This is a genomic window from Microcystis sp. M53602_WE12, from assembly GCF_030065455.1.
Lineage (GTDB): Bacteria > Cyanobacteriota > Cyanobacteriia > Cyanobacteriales > Microcystaceae > Microcystis > Microcystis aeruginosa.
The window spans coordinates 1-1707 of sequence record NZ_JASJFB010000645.1; the positions used below are offsets into that span (position 1 = coordinate 1).

Annotated in this window: 1 protein-coding gene; it reads right to left on the bottom strand. The window is 37.4% G+C overall.

From position 1 onward, the window contains the following. Positions 1-201: 201 nt before the first annotated feature. Positions 202-1296 (bottom strand): WD40 repeat domain-containing protein, encoded by a 1095-nt coding sequence (locus tag PX482_RS20405; protein WP_288122938.1) that lies wholly within the window; start codon positions 1294-1296, stop codon positions 202-204. Positions 1297-1707 lie beyond the last annotated feature (411 nt).

The following is a 1707-nucleotide window of genomic DNA, read 5'->3' on the forward strand; positions in this document are numbered from 1 at the left end:
GGTGTGGGGTTTTACCGATTTTGAGGGGGTCAATTACCTAATTTTCAGGGAAAAAGTACCTGAATTTTCCCCCCAATCACTCCAATGGTCGGCACTTTTTGAGGTCAAAAAAGTCTAAAAGCCTTATCCAACAAGGTTTTTCGATTTATTCAGCAAACCCTAATTAGACACCGATAAGCATCTGGTGCGCTCAAAGATTGCTCAACTTGCTAAAGATTGTAGTTCGGAAGTGCCATAAACTCTAACGATTTTGTCTTGGCAGGCCGTGGCGATATAATTACCATCGGGACTAAAACAAACCGAATAGATTTTCTGGGGATGGGGAATAGAAATAATGGCTTTTCCTGCTTTTAAATCCCATAATTTTAAGCTTTTATCATCACTACCACTGGCTAATAGTTGATTATTAGGACTAACACTAACTGAATTGATATGATCACTATGTTCGCTGAGAGTTTTTACCTCTGTCCCTCTTTTAATATCCCAGATTTTAATAGTTTTGTCTTTGCTGCCACTGGCTAAAAATTTGTTATTACTGCCGAAATCTACCGATAAAATACCTCCAAACCAATCGGAATGACCTTTTAAGGTAATACTGCTCTTTTCTGCCAGATTCCAAATAATTACCGTTTTGTCATTTTCGCCGCCACCACTGGCTAAAAGTTGACCATTTTGACTAAATTTAACTGTTAGGACTTTATCGCTATGACCTTGTAATGTGAACCGAGTTTCTCCAGTTTTTACTGACCATATTTTCACGGTTTTATCTTCACTACCACTAGCAATAATTTCCTCATCGGGATGAACAGCTACTGCTGTAACTTTATCTTGGTGTCCCGTTAAGGTAGAGATTAATTCTTTAGTTTCCAGTGACCAAATTCTTAGGGTTTGATCATCTCCTCCACTAACCAAATATCCTTGACAGGGACTAAAAGCAACAGAATTGATTCTTTTATGTCTATGTCTTGAAAATATATCATCAATCTCCGAAACCTTTACTTGAGGAGGTTTTGAGAATATATCATTAATTTTAGGTATAGCGATTCCACCCTTATTTCCAAATATATTGCCAATCCCCTCCTCTAGATCTCCAAACATTTTATTGATATCATCTTCAAAAACTTGATCAATTTTTTTAGTTAAAGAAAACTTCTGATTTTTTCTCCATTCCCAGATTAGAATATTACCATCATCTCCAGCACTAGCCAAAAATTTACCATCTTGGGAAAAAGTTAGACATTTAACCTCACCTTCATGGCCTTCTAGGGATTTAAAAGATACTAAGCGATTAAACATAGTGAAAACATTAGTTAGTTAATCAAGATTTTTCGGCATTACCCGATGTTGGTTGTTCTGTAGAGGCTCTCTTGGATTTGGTGGGTAAAATGTATTCTAAGATACATTCCTTCTAGCGAGGGGGTGGAACGAACCACAAAGACACAAAGGACACAAAGATTGATCGATCCTATGTAAGTTAAACTTATCACACAGAACCTAGAAGAGTCATGAATTTATCGCTCTTCTGGGACTTTCGGAAATCCCTGACCGAATCCAGATTCTGAAACTCTTGGTTGACAAGTGATCGCTAACTTTTTTTCTAATAAAAACTCAAATTTCGGGTTTCTGTTAGTTAGCGATAGCTTGAAGGCTTACCCCATAAGAGAGCTAGAGTTTAGAGACTGTAAGACTTTTGCCAGACTCCCTCCA